Here is an 18,259-nt window from a genome sequence, read left to right on the forward strand (position 1 = left end):
ATTTATAAGCAAACTTTATAAAGCACACCAATATTCTTAGTCCTGCTTTTTCAAATGCGGGCGCAAGTTAGCCAATAAGCTGTAAATTTCAAACCCGGTAAAGAGAAAATATAACACGAAGAAGTTGAGAACAAACTGTAACTCGTTCTCTGAGAAGAGATAGACATAAATAAATACTACACCTATACTTAACATCATCCTGAAACCCATGGAGCCGAAGTAGTATAACTGGAAGTTATCGTTGTCATAGCTTATGCCCAGGCGTGTGATATAGAAGGTACCCGCCGTAATCAGAATAAAGAAGCCGAGAATATACCAGATGTGTGTATGAACTAATGTATTACCTGTAAAATAGGTTAGCATGCCGATCAGCAAGCCTGTTATGCCCGAGAAAATGAGAAGGTTTCTGAAAAAATTCACAAATCTATTTTTTGTTTAAAGATGCAATTACCAACACCATAGATGCCACTACCGCCACCAGCAGCAACACAATGGTAAACCACGGATTTTGTGTTCCGAAATGCTCATCCAGCTTCATGCCGGCAAAAGCTGCTAAAACCATAGCCCCGATCATCTGAAAGGCCAGCCCGGAGTACTTCAGGTAAGGCTTTACCGATTCCTGTCGGTTAGGTTTGTGGTTTTCCAGTTCGGGCGTTTTTTCCATGTAAGTCAGCGGTTTGCAAAATTACTTCTTTTTACGACGTTATCTGCAACCTTAGCTAAAATACCGGCTTTTTATCTATTCCTGTAGTCGATGGTTGCGCCTGCAACCAAACACAGCTGTTTATAGTTCAATAGCTGGCAACTATACATTTGCTAAGCTAGTGTTACAATATGGGCTTATTTTGTATTTTTGTAGTAACACCTTGCATCTGAAGTGCTTTCTAAAGAGTTTAAAGCTATACTTCAATGGTTGCTTTTTTCGTTTACCATATATTATATTATAGTATATAAAACTACACAGCCACCGTACACCCTGCACAACTTACACTTTGAACAAACAATCGCTATACTTATACTTTATATGTGCCTCTCTGCTTTTGCTGGCTGGCTGCTCTGTTGAGCGCAAAAACCCGCTGAGCAAAGCATATCATAATACTACCGCCCATTACAACGGTTATTTTCTGGCTAGGGAGAAGTTGAAAGCAATTGAGGCGGGCATACAAAGTAAAGTTGTATATGATTACAACCAGGTTTTGCCCATTTTCCCGCCCCTGGATTCTGCCACTGCCAAAGCCAACGCCACTGATCTGGAGGATGTGGTAAAGAAAGCCTCCTTCCCGATACAATGGCACAAAAACAGCAAATGGATAGATGACAGCTATGTGCTGATAGGAAAAGTACGCTACTACCAACTGAACTTCGGAGATGCAGCCAAAACTTTCAGGTATGTAAATTCCTCCAGTAAAGATCCTGATGCCCGGCATGAGGCCCTGGTTTGGCTGATGCGCACTTTCCTGGTTACAGAGGAGTTGGATAATGCCCTGGCAGTGTCAGAGTACCTGAAGAAAGAACGCCTGAACAAGGAAAATGCCCGCGAGTTATACCTGGCACGCGCCCAGTATGCCTATTTGCAAAGCGACACTGCTTCCATGATCGAGAACCTGCGCCTGTCTTTGCCAAACTTTGAAGAGAAAGATGCGCTGGCCAGAACCCGGTTTTCGTTAGCAAGGCTCTATCAGTTAACCAACCAACCTAAAGAGGCTTATGCACAATATAACAAAGTGCTGCGCCGCAACCCGCCCTACGATCTGGGTTTTTTCAGCAGGTTATACATTGGCCAGGTTTCTGAACTAACCGACACCCAGGACCGCAACCGCATTGCGGGTTTCTATCAAAAACTATTAAAAGACAGCAAAAACACCGAATACCGCGATAAAATCCTGTACGAAATGGCCCAGTTCGAACTGCGTCAGCAACATTACGACAAAGCACTGGAGCACCTGCAGGCATCGCTTAAAACAACGGGCTCCTTGCAAAACCAGAAAGCTTACTCATACTTGCTGGCAGGTAAAATATACTTTGAGCACCTGAACAAGTATAACCTGGCGCAGGCTTATTACGATAGTGCGGCCCAGGTTTACCCGCAAAATGCCCCGGATTATGCAGCTGTAGTAGAGAGGAGCAAAGTACTGACTGATTTCGCTACGCAATACAATACCATCGTATTACAAGACAGCCTGCTGCGTTTGGCCCGCTTAAGCGAGCCTGAAAGAATGCAGGCAGTACAAACTATAGTGAAGCAGGAGGAAGAGCAAAGAGTACAAAAAGAACAGCTACAGCAAAACCAGCAACTTACCCAGCAGAGACAAAACGTTACAGTAAACAGCAACCAGAATAACATTGCTATAGCCAGCACCAGCAGCACCGGTATCTGGTATTTTGATAACCCTGCGGCCATGGCAACAGCACGCTCAGAATTTGTGCGCCGTTGGGGCGACAGACCGTTGCAGGATAACTGGCGCCTGCGCAGCCGTGGCGAAACCACAAACCAGGTCCAGATTGCGCAGGAAACCGCTATAACCCCAGATCAGCCAGTTATAAGTGCGGAAGAGCGCACAGCAAACCAAGTACAAACTTACCTGCAGAATATTCCGCAAACCACAGCTGCCATACAGCAAGCCGAGAAACAGGTGGAAGAGGCTATGTTTACCCTGGGCAATATTTACAGTCAGAAACTAAAGGCGCCAGCACGTGCAACCGAAACTTTTGAACAGTTGCTTAAGCGCTTTCCAAATACCGAGCATGCCGCCGAAACATATTATAGTTTATACTTGCTTTACGACAGAGCCGGCGACGAACGCAAAAACATATATTATGCAAAGTTAAAGCAGCAGTTTCCAGGCAGTACGTATGCCCAGTTGGTTGACGATCCTTCGTTCTTGAGCAAGAATGCAGCTGAAAACGTGAAAGCCCGCATCCTCTACGACTCTGCTTACACTTATTATGAGCAACAGAAGTATAAAGAGGCGAGCAATTTCCTGGCGCAGTTAGACAGCCAGTACCCGTTAAACGACATCAGTGATAAAGCAGCTTTCCTGGGTGTGATGATAACGGCACGTACTGAAAAACCACAGGCACTGCGCGAGCACTTGCAGCGTTTTAAATCAGGATATCCTAAAAGCCCGTTGCAAGTCAAAGCCGATCAGTTGCTTGCTACTTATACTGATTTAGAGCAAAAAAACCTGTTGCGGCAAGAGGCTCCTCAGGTTAAACGTCCTGATGAGACTGCAAAATCAGTTTTAACCATAACCCCTGAAGAAAAAGCTAGCATAGTAATTGCTCCGGAAACGCAAAAGGAGGAAAGTATAGTTACACCCAGGCAGGAAGAAAAAAAGGAGGCGCAAGCCCAGAATAAGCAATCAGTAAAACAAGGTCAGCCGGACACATCAACTGCAGCATTACCAAAGCAACCAGTTGCTTCAGACTCTACTGCAACCGATACAGCAACAGCAAATAAAACGGCTCCGATTGATGTGATGGCTTATACTTCGGCGCCAGATACAGCTTATTACTTTGTCCTGATTTACCCGACAGCAGCGCCAGCATTTAAAGACATAACTGCTAAGTATGAGAAGTATAACAGCTCCTTTTACAAAAATGAAAGTATAAAAATTGATTCGGCAGCTTTTACCAGCGATAAAACGATGCTGGTGATGCGCTCTTTCAGCGATTATAAAACAGCAAGATCTTTTAACATAAAACAAAAAGCACCGCAGGCTCCTGTTGGTAGAATCCGAGGCGTAGAATTCACTACCTTTGTAATATCTTCTGCCAACTACTCTAAATTTTTGCAGAAGAAAGATTTAGAAGCTTATCTGACTTTCCTCAGAACGAATTATTAAGATGACCACGACCACTCGTCAAACAACAAAGAACGTTTTCCCTAAAATTGTTTCTACCATCTGGATCCTTTTTATAGGTGGTTTAGTAACGTTTATACTTTACGTTTATGCCGTTAGCGCCAATTTCCTGAACCTGTTCGGGGAACTGCCAAACCTGCGTACACTCGAGAATCCTAAAAGTGAGCTTGCTTCTGAGCTATACTCTGCCGATGGCAAGCTACTTGGAAAATACTTCCGCGAAAACCGCTCGCCTGTAGATTACGAAGACCTTCCGGAAAATTTGATTAATGCCCTGCTTGCTACCGAAGATATCCGTTTTGAAGAACACTCAGGTATAGATGCAGAAGCATCTGCGCGCGTTGTTTTTTCTGTATTAACGGGTCAGTCTAAAGGTGGTGGCAGTACGCTTACGCAGCAGGTGGCTAAAAACCTTTTTAACACTCGTGGCGAGGAATTGAACGGAGGCTTGCTGAACGACATACCTGGCGTGCGCATGCTTATCCTGAAAACGAAAGAATGGATAATGGCCATTAAGCTGGAGCGCAACTATACCAAGAAAGAGATCATGACCATGTACCTGAACACGGTAGATTTCGGCAGCAATGCCTTCGGTATTAAAGTGGCCGCTAAAACATTTTTTAACAAAAAACCCCAGGATTTACAGCTACAGGAATCGGCAGTACTGGTTGGTTTGCTGAAAGCGCCTACCTACTATAGCCCAAGATTCAATCCTGAAAACTCTAAGCGCCGCCGTAACACCGTGCTGGCCCAAATGGTAAAGTATGATTATCTGCCTGAAGAGGAATTTAACGCCCTTAAAGAAAAAGATATTAAGCTGGACTACAATGTAGAGAACCAGAACATTGGTATGGCGCCATACTTCCGTACAGAAGCAGCCAAATTCCTTCTGAAATGGGCCCGCGAAAATGGCTATGATTTATACTCTGATGGTTTAAAGATCTATACTACTATCGATTCCCGCATGCAGCAGTATGCTGAGCAGGCAGTAGAAGCGCATATGAAGGATCGTCAGAAACTGTTCTTCGAGCACTGGAAAGGCCGCAACCCCTGGATAGACCGCAACTACAAAGAGATTAAGAATTTTCCGGAGCAGGCAATTAAGCGTACATCGCGTTACCAGAAATTAAATGAGCGCTTCGATGGTAATGAAGACTCCATTAATTATTACTTGAACAAGAAAATCCCGATGACCATTTTTGGCTGGGATGGCGAACGTCAGGTAACCATGAGCCCTATGGACTCGCTTAAATACTACAAGCACTTCCTGCAGGCTGGCTTTATGGCCATGGAGCCTAAAACCGGGCACATAAAAGCGTGGGTGGGTGGCATCAACTATAAACACTTTAAGTATGACCACGTGAAACAGGGTGCCCGCCAGCCTGGTTCTACGTTTAAGCCATTCCTGTACACGGCAGCAATCGAAAACGGTTACTACCCTTGCTACGAGGTGGTAGATACTAAAAACTGTGTGCCGCTACCGGATGGTACCATGTGGTGCCCGAATAACTCTGATAATAAATTTTCTGGTAGCAAGTATACGTTGCGTAAAGCGTTAGCCGAATCAGTTAACTCCATTTCTGCATTCCTGGTAAATAAGCTGGGCGCTGAAACGTTAGTACAAACTGCCAAACGCATGGGCATTACCACGCAACTGGATCCTACGCCATCTTTGGCTCTTGGTACGAGTGATGTTACTTTGTATGATATGGTTGGTGCTTATGGCACTTTCGTTAACGGTGGTACCTGGGTAGAGCCTACTTACATTACCCGCATAGAAGATAAGCATGGTAACGTATTAAAAGAATTTGCCCCAGCTACCAAAGAAGCCCTGAGCGAAGAAACGGCCTATATGATGGTGCATATGCTGAAAGCTGCCGCCGAGCCCGGTGGTACTGCATACTATGGTTTGCGCCACCGAAATGGCCTTAAGAACGAGATAGGTGGTAAAACCGGTACAACTCAGAACTATTCGGATGCCTGGTTTATGGGCATTACGCCTGATCTGGTTTGCGGCACCTGGGTTGGTGGCGAAGATCGTTCTATACACTTCCGTAGCATTGCGTTAGGCCAGGGTAACAAACTGGCAATGCCAATTTATGGCAGCTTTATGCAAAAAGTATATGCAGATAAAACATTAGATAGATCAAAGGAGCCTTTCCCTAAACCTTCTACGCCTTTATCTGTAGAATTAGACTGCGCCAAGTATAATAACAGTGGTGTACCAGTAGACTCTTCCCGCCAGGAAGAATTCCTGCAGATACCGACTGAAATTGACTTGGATGCTGAGATCTAACACTGTTAACCATGGCTGCAAACGAGAAGCTGAAGGAGAGGATCTCTCATCTCCCTCATAAGCCCGGCATTTATAAATTTTTCGACGATAACCACATTATTTATGTTGGCAAGGCGGTTGATATTCGCAAACGCGTAAGTTCATACTTTAACCGTTCTACCCAACACAATAAAAAAACGCTCAAGCTTGTGTCCCAGATCCGGGACATAGAGTTTACCATTGTTGATACAGAGGCTGATGCTTTCCTGCTGGAGAACAACCTGATAAAACAATACCAGCCAAAGTATAACATCTTGCTGAAGGATGGCAAAACCTATCCTTATATCTGCATTATAAATGAGCGCTTTCCGCGGGTCATCAGCACACGTAATAAGATTAACGATGGCTCACGGTACTTTGGTCCTTACCCTACGGGCACGGCCATGTATGTGGTGCTGGATCTTATTCGTACACTTTACCCATTACGTACCTGTACCTATAATCTTTCTCCTGAAAACATAGCTGCAGGCAAATTCAAGGTATGTTTAGAGTATCATATTGGTAATTGCAAAGGCCCCTGCGAAAACCTGATAGACGAAACCAGCTACAACGAGAACATCTCTCAAATCAAAAGTATACTTTCAGGTAATCTTTCTATAGCCAAGAATTACTTTAAAGAACGCATGGCTGCCGCTGCCGAAGAATACCAGTTTGAGGTAGCTCACCAATTCAAGCAAAAGCTGGATATGCTGGATGATTTCCAGGCCAAGTCTACAGTGGTTAGCAATACCCTTACCAATATCGATGTCTTTTCGATTTCCTCGAATGAGAAATGCGCCTTCATTAACTACCTTAAAGTTATGAACGGCTCAATTATACTTACACAGTCGCTGGAGATACATAAGAAACTTGACGAGACTGATGAAGATATACTTGCTTCTGTAATTGTGCAGCTGCGCCACGAGTTTGAAAGTACATCGCGTGAGGTGATCACTAATATCGAAGTAATGCTGCCTCTCGATAACATTACAATTACACAGCCACAGATAGGCGAAAAGAAAAAACTGCTCAACCTATCGTTGAAGAATGCTTTGTATTTGCGCAAAGAGCGTGAAGGCCGCCAGGAAAAGAACAAAGACTTAGGCGAGCAGCGTGAAGTGCGGGTGCTGGAAACTATGAAAAAAGACCTGCGCCTGACAGAGTTGCCACGCCACATCGAGTGTTTTGACAACTCAAACTTCCAGGGTGATAATCCGGTGGCTTCTATGGTGTGCTTTAAAAATGGCAGGCCAAGTAAAAAGGATTACCGCCACTTTAATATTAAAACAGTTGTTGGCCCCAACGATTTCGAATCGATGTACGAGATTGTGCATAGGCGTTATAAGCGGTTATTGGATGAGAACCAGCCACTGCCACAACTTATAGTTATAGATGGGGGCAAAGGGCAGCTGAGTTTTGCGGTTCAGGCTCTGAAAGATTTAAACATCTGGGGGAGAGTTGCTATTGTAGGTATAGCCAAACGCCTGGAAGAAATATTTTACCCCGGAGATAAGCTGCCACTTTATATCGATAAAAAGTCTGAGTCACTTAAACTTATTCAACGCATACGTAATGAGGCTCACCGATTTGCAATTACTTTCCACCGCAGCAAGCGCGATGCCGGCACTCTTAAAACGGAGCTTACTGACGTTAAAGGCATTGGCCCCAATACTGCTGAAGCCTTGCTTCTGAAGTATAAATCAGTAAAAAAACTAAAAGAATTGTCGCTTGATGAATTAACGCAGGAAGTAGGCAAGGCAAAAGCCGCTATACTTTACAACTATTTTAACACACCAGCTTAATTTATCTAAAGTATAAGGCACAAAAAAAGGAGACTTAATTAAGTCTCCTTTTCTATTTCTAAGCTGTACAATTAGTAGCTCCAAAGGCTATACTCGTATTCAATAAGGGCTTCAGCTGCTTCCTGTGCTGCCAGTAATCCTTTCTTACCACCACCATAAATATCTGCCAGACCTCTGTCGCCAGGGTTTGATATTTTTGTGATATAAGAGCTGAATAACCATAAGTCAAAAGCATCTGACAGGTTTTTATGCTGAGCATCATTCTGGGCATTATACCAGATCGCAGTTTCAGGATTGCTTTTGAAAACTTTTACCAGGTCGCTCATTTTAAAAGTTCCTACATTCTGCTCAAAACCTAGTGGGTTAAGCGTAGATGGCACTTTTATACTGATTGACTGGATATCATGGTACATGCGTGAGCGTTTTTTATCAAACACTGCATTTTCCTTTAGCTCTAGCAAGTATAACTGTTTCGGGAAGAATTCATTGCTAACAGGGCCAGTAGCCTGAGTAGCTTTGCTATCGCCTAAGGCAGCACCCCACTCATCATCTTCTTTAGCTTTATCCTGCTTACCAAAACCAGCTGCAATTTCTTCTTCGCTCAAACCTGCTTCCTGCTCTTTCGGCGTCATGTTCGTCATGAACTCTTCGCGAGTAAGAGGTGTGTTCAGCGAGTCGTTTTTATAAGCAACAAGCTCACCACTCTTCACAGCATTGATAATTACTTTCGTAATCTCTCTGTTTTCAGAGAACATTGGCTTGTTCTGCTTCTCACGCAGGTCTATTTTACGCCACACAGTCTTCTTGAATAGAATATCGTGTTCCGGAATAGGCCTTGCTGATGGATTGCTTGTCTGCGTGTTAGAAACCTGCTGCGCCATTGCTCCCATAGAAAGCATCACGCCTGCAGCCACACCTATTACTTTAAATACTTTCATACTTCTTGTAAGCTTCTATGTTTAGTTTAGAGGGATGTTATAGCTATCCTTAACATTTACATCCACTGCATTGCCTTTATAGTTCAGTCGCTTCACATCCAGTACCTCGATAACTACTCTGTCTCCTCTGCTGGCTTTAGCAGCAAATTGCGTCAGGTTAGCAGAAGGACCATTGATATCAGCCTGGTCTATTGGCTGGTTATTTCTAACCAGGTATGCTTTCCACTTTGTTACTCTATAACGAGCTTCCTGTGGTAAAAATTGCTTAAAGCCTTCGTCAGCCTGAGCCTGAATTTCAACTGCTCTGAACGACGCAGCCGGTACACCTCGCTTAACATCTATCGGACGGCCGTTAACCAATGCAACCAGTTGTGGTTTTGGGATAGGGCGTACTTTAAATGTTTCGGAACCGATAGCATTACCACCGCTGCTTACGTTAACTTTAACTTCCGTTGCAGTTGGAATAATGGTTACTTGGCCTTTCTTTGCTCCTTTTATAGCTGAGCCACCTGAAGCTGAGAAGCTAGGATCATAAACTGCACCTAAAGCAGGAACCTGAATGTTCAGTTCGTTAGCACACTGGAAGTATAATGCCTGTACCGAAGCAGATTGCACCTGAATTACCGGCTTGGCTACTATATATTCCTCAACAACCTGGAATGTTGTGTCTTTACCATTCTGGTTGATTGTGATATTACCTTTCCACTGCTGCTTAGAGTTACCATCAGCATCGTAATTAGAGGCAGCCGCTGTAAATTCTACAACACCTTTGCCATCTACCACTTTTACCGGTCTTCCCTGGAACGACATTTTTGGTGTTATCGCATCCGAAGAAGCTGCTATAAACATGTCAGCTTTATACTTTGTACCTGCTGCTACAGTCTTAGACTCAGCGCGGGCCATTGCAAATATCTTCTCAAACTTGATAATATCAGCACCCACTTTAGCAGCCATCTGCTGCAATGCATCTGCTTCATACTTCAGCACTTCAGACTCTTTCTGAGAAAGCACAGCCAAAGCTGCTACCATAGGAGTTTCTTCAAAGTTAAGCTCAGCAAAATCCTTACGTCTTTGAGCTGGGTCTTTAGCTGCAACCGGATCCTCTTTTCCGCTTAGTGCTATACTTTCAGGAACATTTTTGCTATGCTGGCGCAGGAATTTTGTGTACTCATCCAGCTTATCTTTAAGCTCGTAAGCAGCACCATTCTTTTTGCCGCCCAGCATTGTAATAGCTACTATGTCGTTACCTTCCGGCTGCACATAGTGTCCGTCCTGCATACCTCCTGATTTGGTAATCAGCGTTTGGCGAAGCTCCTGAATATACTCAACCAGTTGTTTTGTACGAGTACGGATTTCATCCGCATCTTTCAGCACACGCTGGTCGCTTGATCTGTTACCGCCTTCACTTACAGCGGCTCTAATATTAGATACTACGCCGGCATTATCCGATTTTGTCTTAGTATTCACTGTCTGCAAACTTTCGTCCAGAAACTGAAACTTTAACAGGATAGCCGAGCTCACGTTTAGGGCAAGAAGTGCGGTAAGTACCAAGTACATCATACCGATCATCTTCTGCCGTGGTGTCTCTTTTCCTCCAGCCATTTTACACTATATTTTTCTTGTTGATTAGAACTTGTTTCAGAAAAGATTAACCTCTCATTGCTGTTAGCATGTTACCATACACATTGTTTAGTGAGTGTAGGTTCTGCGTCAATTTGGCTACTTCCTGCTTAAACTGTTCTGTATCTTTGCTGGCATCAGTAAGATTTTCCATGGCCATGCTCAGGTTGCCATAGAACTTGTTCATTGCTTTCAGGTGGTTGTTTGCATCCTGAAGCTCCATCTCATATACAGCGTTTAATGCACCCAGATTACGGGTCATGTTTTGTACCTGGCTATGATATTCTTTAGCATCTGCAGTAGAACCAGCCATGTGAGATAGCGCTTCAGCTGTAGTTGCGTAAGCTGCATTGATCTTGTCAAGTGAATCAGCAGCAGTTCTTACTCTAACGGTATACTCTTGTGTAGCAGCAGTTGCCTGGCTTAAGTCAGCCATCTGTGCAGTAGTTTCGCTAAGTCTGTTAAGGCCTAAGCCCAGTGAGTTAATAGTATCTGGCGTGATATTAGCATTACGCATCATATCATCTAATTTACCTGTAAGTGACGGACCACTTGAAACAGTAGTAGGCACAATACCTTCACCCTGATAGTCATCAGCTAGTTGTGGGTATACTTTTGCCCAGTCCGGATCATGTGGTTGTGGCTGGAACGCACTAAGGAAGAAGATAACGGCCTCTGTACCAAGACCCAAAATCAGCATTTCGTTAGCTCCTGGCCAGTGCTGAATTTTAAACAAGGCTCCAATAATTACGACAGCTGCACCAATACCATATATTTTTGGCATTACCTTGTCGAATAAAACATTGCCTTTAGCTTTGCTCATTTTAAAATTTAATTAAGTTGTGAACGATAGAGTTTTTTGGTAGTGTTCTTTTAATGTTAGCTTATCTGAATTCTCTTCCTGAAGATCTTCCGATATAGATCATGGCATTACGGAAACCGATATAAGATCTCGCAGAATCCTGGTATTCAAAGTTACGTGTTCCTGTTTCTAGGAAATAAGCGATGTCTTTCCATGAACCGCCTCTTACTACTTTGCGTGGCTCATTATCATCGTAATAAACCGGGTTCAGGTCCCATGTAATCGGAACAGTAGCATCAGCATAAGCATCTTCGCACCACTCCGACACGTTTCCGGCCATATCATAAAGGCCAAAATCATTCGGGAAGTATTGTGCAACAGGGGCTGTATAAGTAAAGCCATCGCTGTAGTAATCACCACGGCCAGGCTTAAAGTTGGCTAGCAAGCAACCTTTGGCGTTGCGCAGGTATGGTCCTCCCCAAGGGTAAGTAGCCATATCGCGGCCACCTCTGGCGGCATATTCCCACTCTGCTTCAGAAGGCAAACGGAATTTTGGCATAGGTGCTCTTCCGTCTTCAGCATTGGCAGTATTTTTTAACTTCGTTCTCCAGTCGCTAAAATATTTAGCAGCAAACCAGTCCACGCCAACTACAGGATAGTCGTCGAATGCCGGATGCGTGAAATAATACTCCATAAGGGGGTCACCCATGTGGTAGGTAAAGTCTTTTACCCAAACAGTTGTATCCGGATAAAGCTGTTCCATTACAAACTGCTCACCTAATACATCCAGAGAGTCTGTTTTAATAACATCAATGAACTGGCGGTATTCGTTGTTAGTGATCTCAGTTTCATCCATGTAAAAGCCACCAATTGTTACCTGCTTGTTCAGGTTAGCCATGGTTGCTGCTATATCCTGGTCTGCCTGGCCCATATGAAATGTCCCTCCAGGACAGGCCACCATGCCATATGGTATCTCTTGCGCGTTGTAATCCGGACGATCTTCCGTACCAACAAGATCACCTTGAGGCCCTCTTCTCATCCCACAGCTTGCAAGCAGCACCACCGCTAATGCGAATGAAGACAGCTTAAATAGTTTGTTCATGATGACTCTTAATAGATAAAATTTTTAGTAATGTTTTTTGCACAATTTTACAGATGTAGCAAATATATAAGAATAAAAAGTAATTCAAAAGATTTACGCGCCACACCTATTATATTATTTTTCAACGAAGTACTCTCTTCTATATTATTATGCACACAGCTATTTTTTGCTGCATTTTTTCAAGAGCTATACTTTAAACCTATTTTGTTATCAGATTGAGCTTATCTAGCAAAATTGTATCGTGGTGTTCTCACCGGCGGGCGGAACCTTACAACTGGCTCCGGTAATCTATAGGACACCATAACTTCATGCGAAGTTGGCGCTTTAGCCTCTTTATTAAACGTAGTAAAATCAAAGGCATATCCCAGCCTAAGTGCATTATCCTGTAGAAGCGCGACACCAGCAAGAGCACTAACAGCTTCTTTATGCCGATAATTCACACCGCCCCAATATTTTTCGTTAAATGTTACTCTAGCTCCTGCATCAAAGGAAAAAGTTTCGGTATCATGCTTAATAAGCGCCGTTGGGGTGAGCACCAAATCTTGTACTAAAGGCAGATTATAGCCCGCTGTTACATATATATGGTTTTCTCCTAACACCTGTCCCGATCCCGTTTTTGCAGAATCTGCAAACTCATACTTTGAGCGTAGCAAATTTGTTACTCCACCGCCTGCATAAAATGTTTCCGATTCGTACCACATACCGGCACCCAGATCATATTTGGTGTCTGAGCTGTTATAAGGCACACTCGGATCATTATCATCTATCGCCCTGTAATTACCCTTCTTAATATTGTTCACATTACCCTGGATACCTAAGCCCAGTTTACCTTCGCCTATTTTTATATGAAAAGAATAGGAGAGCGCCGCATTCATAAAGGTAGTGTTGGCAATTTTATCACGCACCAAACCTATCCCGATTCCGCCATGTAACAGCCGCACCGGTGTATGAGCAGTGAGCAACAACGTTTGCGGAGAGCCGCCATCATCAAATGTCGCATCATAGCCAAGCCACTGGTACCTATATATGGATAACACTTCTGGCCTGTTGGTTATACCTGCATATGCCGGGCTTATGTTTAAGCCGTTAAATCCATAATGAGTATACTGAGGCTGCTGCTGAGCCCATGAAGCGGACTGGCAAAACAGCACCAGCAAAAGTACAGGTAGAAACTTTCTCATAGGCAGCTGTATGTTGGCAAGATACGATTAGATGGAGCAAAGACAAGAAAACTAACCAAATTTATACATTAAACGATAAAACGCAAAGCAAGTATAGGAATCCTAAACTCGTTTTGCGTTTTAGATAGTATGGAAAAGCTAAAAATAAGTTACACTGCGTAAATTATTTTTTCAAAGTCTGCTTTTGGTTCTGTATATATACCTCTATAGCACCCGTCATGGACGGCGCATTTGGCATTGGCGCCTCAATATCCAGCTCTAGTCCGGCATCACGCACTGCTTTTGCCGTTGTAGGGCCAAATGCTGCAATACGGGTATTATTCTGTTTAAAATTAGGAAAGTTTGCAAACAACGAAGTTATACCTGACGGGCTGAAAAAGGCAATGCAATCATAGGTTACATCATCCAAGTCAGATAAATCGGCTGCTACCGTTTTATAGATAATTGCCTCTGTAAAGTTTATCTTACTTGCAGCCAGGAAACCAGGTATATCATCTTTACGGATGTTTGAGCAAGGGTAAAGGAACTTCTCGTTCTTGTGCTTTTTAATTACTTCGAAAAGATCTTTCGCTGTTTTCTCGCCAACAAAAAGCTTACGCTTGCGCAACACAATATACTTTTGCAGGTAATATGCCGTTTGATCAGATATGCAGAAATACTTCATGTCTGCTGGCATCTCTATCTTACTCTCCTGGCAGATTCTGAAGAAATGGTCTACAGCATTACGGCTCGTAAAAATAACGGCAGTATGCGCTAAAATATCAACCTTGTCTTTACGGAACTCCTTGTAAGGAACAGGCTCCACTTCTATAAAAGCCCTGAAATCTACCTTTATATCATACTTTTCAGCAATAGATAAATAAGGAGAATTATCAGTGGTAGGCTGTGGTTGCGTTACAAGAATACTCTTGATCGGAATTTTATGTCTTTCTGGATTTGCCCAAGGCTCTACTGTGCTTTCAGCCATATTACTAGAGGTAGTTTATATTTTTTTACCCGCTTAACCCGCCACTACCATACTAAATTGTGCTTTTAGAAGTTAAACACGATCAACTTAAGTATAATTACCAGCGGAATTACTTCTGTGGCGCAAAGGTATGAAAATAAATGCAGATTTAGTACAGGTGCTTTTTTATTTACAGTCACAAAAACCCTAAGCATAGTGAAAGCCAGCATAAAAGAAACTGCCAGATTAGAGATGAGCAAAACAGTTTCGGGCATTTCCATATTCAGTGCCAGGTAAAGCAGCATAACCAGCGGCAGGAAAATACTCAGAAAAAGTATGGTTCTAAGAAACTCCCTGTACTGCAACTGCACTACCTGCTCCAGACCAAATATAAAGGCCATCACACGCAGGAAAAAGTACTTTATCAGGATAAATAAAAATATAGCAACCGTATAGAAAATTATTTTGGTTGTAATATCTGCTTCTGAAACAGGAAACAGGCGGTTGAAAAGCCGGATATGTTGGATGTTGGTATGTATAGCGGCAATTAGCAGCGCAAACGATATGGAAAACGCCAGCACAAACAGCACACTAGACCAGGTACTTATTGGTTTAGCCAGAAAGCCTTCTTCCAGGGTATTCGTCCGGATAAAAGAACTTAACCTGAAAACGCTGTTAAAATCAGCTGGATAGCTAGTCTTAAGGCTGCCATAAATAAGCCCCACAAGCAACATAAACAGGATAAAGGCATTCTGATTTACGTATTCCCGCAGTTTTACAGAATAAGTAGATTTTGCAGCTTGCTGCTGTTTATCCGGTTCAAGCGTTTTGTTTTGAAAAGTGGAAATGTCGGGCTGTTGCGCCGGATGCCATACTGTAAGCAAAAACTTCCTGTTTACTGGTTGTACCTGCTTTGTATACTTTGCCAGGTTTATAGTATAGTTAGAAGCAGAATCGGCTATAAAAATAAGCTGATTGTTCAGGAACAAACATTCTCCTTTTTTGGCTGTAAACCCGATCACAAAAGGCTGCGCAGGGTTTATACTTACCCACTGGTGTATGGCATTAAAATTTGTGTGCAAGCCTGCTGTGTAAGGCACCAACTGCTTTTCGCCGGACTCCTGCACCAGCCAGTCAGCGCCGATAGTGTTTTTCTGCTCAAGGGGTAACACCTGTGCACGCAATGGCATAGCAATAAACGCCAGTGCCAGGTATAAGCCAATAAGCAGAGTTTTATACTTTAGAGACATTCTTCACAGTTCCACGTGGCCTGTATACCCCCAGAAATATGCTGAGAACCACCGAGAAGGCAAGCAAAACCAGCAACAAACTAAGGTTACCCCACTCCCCAAAGTTTACAACAAAAAGAATAACCGCCAAATTTAATATGGCAAGTATTAACACAGTACTGATCTGGTTAAAACCCATACCCAGCAATCTGTGGTGTATGTGGTTTTTATCCGGGATAAAAGGGGAGTTACCTTTTAAAATACGAATAACAGAAACCCGGATAGTATCGAACAACGGGATAAAAAGTATACCTAGTGCAACAGAAGGGGCTGCCGGCACCATACGCATCTCAATAAACTGAATGGCCAGAACCGATACTATAAACCCGCACAACAGCGAGCCGGTATCACCCATAAATATGGTTGCTTTATGAAAGTTATACCTTAAAAACCCCAGCAAGCCGCCAATCAGGCAAAAAGCTACAGCCGCGTAATTACCGTAAGCCTCACCGCCATACAGCACAAAGTATACCCCAAAGGTTGCGCTGATAATCACGACAATTGTTCCGGCCAGCCCATCAAGCCCGTCAATCAGGTTAATGGAGTTGGTAATGCCTATAATTACAAAGAAAGTGAAAGCATAGCTTATACCTATCTGCAATTCGCCGATCCCGAAAATGCCCTGAAAACTGGTAATGCGGATGTCGGCCATAAACATAACAATGCCTGTTGCCAGTAACTGCACTGCAAATTTCTTAAGTGCCGAAATGGGAACCATGTCATCTTTAAGGCCAATAAAAAAAAGTATGATACAGCCGGCCAGCAATTGCTGCACGCCATTATAGAGGTCTGAAAAAATAGTTAGCGCCGACATAAAGCCTGCAAACATGGCTAAACCTCCGAGCCTTGGCGTAAGCGATTCGTGAACAGTGCGCAGGTTGGGCTGGTCCAGAATATTTTTCAGGTGAGCCACCCGGATTATAGACGGAACAGCAAATACCGCTATCAGAAAAGCCCAGCTAAATGATAGTATAAGGGATAGTATATTCTGTTCCATAGGCTTTCAGTGCATCAGCAAAGAAATACAAAATTTGTTATTTATAAAGTATATTTACGTTAGCAGGCGGTATAAGCAGACTTATCCGAAAAAAATCACAACACTTACTATACAGCGCATCAGCTTCTTCCAAAGTATAAATTTGCTAAGAGTGCAGCACGCCCTGCATCTGCAGCATACTTATCTCTATCAGGTTATCTTCTGTAATAGAATCAGGCACGAAAACATACTTTTTATCATATATCTGCCTATCGATATAGTAGCTTACCCAGTACTCGTTGTTTATGTGAAAAATGGCCGGATCAATTGGCTCAATCTGCACAAAGCTCTTCGCCTCTACGCGTTCAAACATGTGGCGTAGCACAGATGTCTGTACTTCGTTTTCGCCTGAAATGCCGTAACCTTTTGAGGTGATGAGCACATTATCGAGCGGGAAAGGGTTGTTATTTAAAAGGTAAACATTCCAGGTTTGTTCTTCGAGTTCATTAATGGAGGTAGCTACTGCAACTGAAACGCCTTCTACCGTACCAAAATCAATGTCTTTCTTCATGGGTTGCTGTGGTAATAGTGGCCCCGAACAGCTGAGCCAAATGGTTAATTAGTATTTCTTCTACCTCGGCAAGCGGCACCTCGCGCCCCAACTCTTTTGCCAGCGATGTTACCTGCTTATCTGTAATGCCGCAAGGTACTATATTATTAAAGTAATCGAGGTCGGTGTTGATGTTAAACGCGAAACCGTGCATGGTTACCCAGCGGCTGCATTTTACGCCCATGGCACATATCTTACGCGGGTTACGCTGTTCTTCGTGGTCGAGCCATACACCTGTTAAGCCAGCTATACGCCCTGCCTTTATACCATAATCCTGCAGCGTAAGTATAATGGCCTCTTCTAAAAGCCGCAGGTACTTATGGATATCCGTAAAAAAGTTATCCAGGTCTAGTATAGGGTAACCTACGATCTGGCCCGGGCCATGGTAGGTGATATCGCCCCCACGATTAATCTTGTAGAACGTTGCCCCTTTGGCTTTAAGGCCTTCTTCGTTAATAAGCAGGTTAGACTCGTGCCCGCTCTTACCCAATGTATACACATGCGGGTGGGAGCAAAGCAACAGGTAATTGGGAGTTTGGTTTTGCTCGCCTGCTTCTGCCTCCGCTTTACGGTTCTGCGCCTTAATATCGAGTATACTTGTAAAGATTTTATCCTGGTAGTCCCACGCCTCTTTATAATCGATCAGGCCCAGCCGCTCTAACTTTATTTCTTTGTTTTGTAACACGCTTTTGCTTTTGAAAGTTAGCCTTTCAGGTATTTACTGTTTCAATTGTGGTCGATTCATTTGCATGGTTTAGAGCAAAGTATGCGCAGCCCTATATGCAGATAATCAAAAGAAGAACGCTTTAATAACCT

General features: G+C 43.4%; 15 protein-coding genes. 3 read left to right on the top strand and 12 right to left on the bottom strand.

All coding sequences use genetic code 11. The features are described from left to right. Positions 1-36 precede the first annotated feature (36 nt). Positions 37-420: a hypothetical protein gene (locus LWP20_RS00280; protein ID WP_242926105.1), complete on the bottom strand. Its 384-nt coding sequence runs from the start codon at positions 418-420 to the stop codon at positions 37-39. Positions 421-424: 4 nt separating this feature from the next. Beyond that, the gene (locus LWP20_RS00285) at positions 425-664 is read right to left on the bottom strand and encodes an AtpZ/AtpI family protein (RefSeq protein WP_242926106.1); all 240 of its coding nucleotides are present in this window, start codon (positions 662-664) and stop codon (positions 425-427) included. Positions 665-992: 328 nt separating this feature from the next. On the opposite strand from LWP20_RS00285, the gene porW reads away from it, so the two are divergent. Genes porW through uvrC form a run of 3 tightly spaced genes read left to right on the top strand, consistent with a single transcriptional unit; the run spans position 993 to position 7,979 of the window. Next, positions 993-3,845 carry a type IX secretion system periplasmic lipoprotein PorW/SprE gene (porW, locus tag LWP20_RS00290; protein ID WP_242926107.1) on the top strand — a complete coding sequence of 951 codons (2,853 nt, stop codon included), beginning with the start codon at positions 993-995 and terminating at the stop codon, positions 3,843-3,845. A 1-nt stretch (position 3,846) separates the two neighbouring features. After that, a complete protein-coding gene (locus tag LWP20_RS00295) occupies positions 3,847-6,159 on the top strand; it encodes a penicillin-binding protein 1A (protein ID WP_242926108.1) in 2,313 nt (770 codons plus the stop codon). 11 nt (positions 6,160-6,170) lie between these two features. Then, positions 6,171-7,979, top strand: coding sequence for an excinuclease ABC subunit UvrC (uvrC, locus tag LWP20_RS00300; protein ID WP_242926109.1), 1,809 nt, complete (start codon positions 6,171-6,173; stop codon positions 7,977-7,979). A gap of 71 nt (positions 7,980-8,050) precedes the next feature. On the opposite strand, the gene porN is transcribed toward uvrC, so the two are convergent. From porN to lipB, 10 genes are all read right to left on the bottom strand, one after another. Further along, on the bottom strand, positions 8,051-8,917 hold the full coding sequence (gene porN, locus LWP20_RS00305; protein ID WP_242926110.1) for a type IX secretion system ring subunit PorN/GldN: 867 nt from the start codon (positions 8,915-8,917) through the stop codon (positions 8,051-8,053). A 21-nt stretch (positions 8,918-8,938) separates the two neighbouring features. Further along, the gene (porM, locus tag LWP20_RS00310) at positions 8,939-10,519 is read right to left on the bottom strand and encodes a type IX secretion system motor protein PorM/GldM (RefSeq protein WP_242926111.1); all 1,581 of its coding nucleotides are present in this window, start codon (positions 10,517-10,519) and stop codon (positions 8,939-8,941) included. Positions 10,520-10,565: 46 nt separating this feature from the next. Then, on the bottom strand, positions 10,566-11,360 hold the full coding sequence (porL, locus tag LWP20_RS00315) for a type IX secretion system motor protein PorL/GldL (RefSeq protein WP_242926112.1): 795 nt from the start codon (positions 11,358-11,360) through the stop codon (positions 10,566-10,568). Between the two features lie 61 nt (positions 11,361-11,421). Then, positions 11,422-12,441 carry a T9SS ring complex lipoprotein PorK/GldK gene (porK, locus tag LWP20_RS00320; RefSeq protein WP_242926113.1) on the bottom strand — a complete coding sequence of 340 codons (1,020 nt, stop codon included), beginning with the start codon at positions 12,439-12,441 and terminating at the stop codon, positions 11,422-11,424. Positions 12,442-12,662: 221 nt separating this feature from the next. Then, positions 12,663-13,622: a PorP/SprF family type IX secretion system membrane protein gene (locus LWP20_RS00325; RefSeq protein WP_242926114.1), complete on the bottom strand. Its 960-nt coding sequence runs from the start codon at positions 13,620-13,622 to the stop codon at positions 12,663-12,665. A 163-nt stretch (positions 13,623-13,785) separates the two neighbouring features. Continuing rightward, positions 13,786-14,589 carry a uroporphyrinogen-III synthase gene (locus tag LWP20_RS00330; RefSeq protein ID WP_242926115.1) on the bottom strand — a complete coding sequence of 268 codons (804 nt, stop codon included), beginning with the start codon at positions 14,587-14,589 and terminating at the stop codon, positions 13,786-13,788. Between the two features lie 65 nt (positions 14,590-14,654). After that, positions 14,655-15,818 (bottom strand): DUF4271 domain-containing protein, encoded by a 1,164-nt coding sequence (locus LWP20_RS00335; protein WP_242926116.1) that lies wholly within the window; start codon positions 15,816-15,818, stop codon positions 14,655-14,657. Further along, complete coding sequence (locus LWP20_RS00340) at positions 15,802-16,854, bottom strand: MraY family glycosyltransferase (protein WP_242926117.1); 1,053 nt, start codon at positions 16,852-16,854, stop codon at positions 15,802-15,804. The genes LWP20_RS00335 and LWP20_RS00340 overlap by 17 nt, the downstream gene beginning before the upstream one ends. A gap of 145 nt (positions 16,855-16,999) precedes the next feature. Next, a complete protein-coding gene (locus tag LWP20_RS00345; protein ID WP_242926118.1) occupies positions 17,000-17,404 on the bottom strand; it encodes a hypothetical protein in 405 nt (134 codons plus the stop codon). After that, positions 17,388-18,128 carry a lipoyl(octanoyl) transferase LipB gene (gene lipB, locus LWP20_RS00350; RefSeq protein WP_242926119.1) on the bottom strand — a complete coding sequence of 247 codons (741 nt, stop codon included), beginning with the start codon at positions 18,126-18,128 and terminating at the stop codon, positions 17,388-17,390. Before lipB ends, LWP20_RS00345 begins: the two co-directional genes overlap by 17 nt. Between the last annotated feature and the right edge of the window lie 131 nt (positions 18,129-18,259).

This window comes from Pontibacter vulgaris (assembly GCF_022758145.1).
GTDB lineage: Bacteria > Bacteroidota > Bacteroidia > Cytophagales > Hymenobacteraceae > Pontibacter > Pontibacter vulgaris.

Excerpts from the sequence above, each read along its gene's own strand:
- LWP20_RS00285 (WP_242926106.1), bottom strand. The coding sequence starts at position 664 with ATGGAAAAAACGCCCGAACTGGAAAACCACAAACCTAACCGACAGGAA.
- LWP20_RS00295 (WP_242926108.1), top strand. The coding sequence starts at position 3,847 with ATGACCACGACCACTCGTCAAACAACAAAGAACGTTTTCCCTAAAATT.
- uvrC (WP_242926109.1), top strand. The coding sequence starts at position 6,171 with ATGGCTGCAAACGAGAAGCTGAAGGAGAGGATCTCTCATCTCCCTCAT.
- porN (WP_242926110.1), bottom strand. The coding sequence starts at position 8,917 with ATGAAAGTATTTAAAGTAATAGGTGTGGCTGCAGGCGTGATGCTTTCT.
- porM (WP_242926111.1), bottom strand. The coding sequence starts at position 10,519 with ATGGCTGGAGGAAAAGAGACACCACGGCAGAAGATGATCGGTATGATG.
- porL (WP_242926112.1), bottom strand. The coding sequence starts at position 11,360 with ATGAGCAAAGCTAAAGGCAATGTTTTATTCGACAAGGTAATGCCAAAA.
- porK (WP_242926113.1), bottom strand. The coding sequence starts at position 12,441 with ATGAACAAACTATTTAAGCTGTCTTCATTCGCATTAGCGGTGGTGCTG.
- LWP20_RS00325 (WP_242926114.1), bottom strand. The coding sequence starts at position 13,622 with ATGAGAAAGTTTCTACCTGTACTTTTGCTGGTGCTGTTTTGCCAGTCC.
- LWP20_RS00330 (WP_242926115.1), bottom strand. The coding sequence starts at position 14,589 with ATGGCTGAAAGCACAGTAGAGCCTTGGGCAAATCCAGAAAGACATAAA.
- LWP20_RS00335 (WP_242926116.1), bottom strand. The coding sequence starts at position 15,818 with ATGTCTCTAAAGTATAAAACTCTGCTTATTGGCTTATACCTGGCACTG.
- LWP20_RS00340 (WP_242926117.1), bottom strand. The coding sequence starts at position 16,854 with ATGGAACAGAATATACTATCCCTTATACTATCATTTAGCTGGGCTTTT.
- LWP20_RS00345 (WP_242926118.1), bottom strand. The coding sequence starts at position 17,404 with ATGAAGAAAGACATTGATTTTGGTACGGTAGAAGGCGTTTCAGTTGCA.